The sequence below is a fragment of the Halomonas sp. AOP13-D3-9 genome, from assembly GCF_052379125.1.
GTDB lineage: Bacteria > Pseudomonadota > Gammaproteobacteria > Pseudomonadales > Halomonadaceae > Vreelandella.
On the sequence record NZ_JBQSYH010000065.1, the window covers coordinates 1 to 409 of the forward strand.

The 409-nt window shown below is 60.6% G+C and carries 1 pseudogene; it reads right to left on the reverse strand.

The window, feature by feature from the left end:
- A pseudogene (locus ACT3UM_RS24225) lies at nucleotides 1–409 on the reverse strand (transketolase); the annotation flags it as partial.

The following is a 409-nucleotide window of genomic DNA, read 5'->3' on the forward strand; positions in this document are numbered from 1 at the left end:
GGCCGACTTCAGAGCCGGTGGCAATCAGTATCAACTCCGGCGTACCTTCGCTATCTTTCAGAACATACGCCCCGTTTTGAATCGCCGCCAACTGCGCTTTCGTGCGCTGCTGGTGGGGCAGGTTCTGGCGTGACAGCACCAGCGCCGTGGGGCCAGAGTGACGCTTGATGGCCGCATCCCAGGCGGCGGCGGTTTCCACCGCATCACAGGGGCGCCAGGTATTGAGGTTCGGCGTGGTACGCAGGCTGGTGAGCTGCTCAATGGGCTGGTGAGTCGGGCCATCTTCACCCAGGCCGATGGAGTCATGGGTAAACACGTAAATCACCTGCTGGCCCATCAGCGACGCCATGCGGATCGAGTTACGCATGTACTCCATAAAGATCAGGAAGGTCGCGCCGTAAGGCACCAA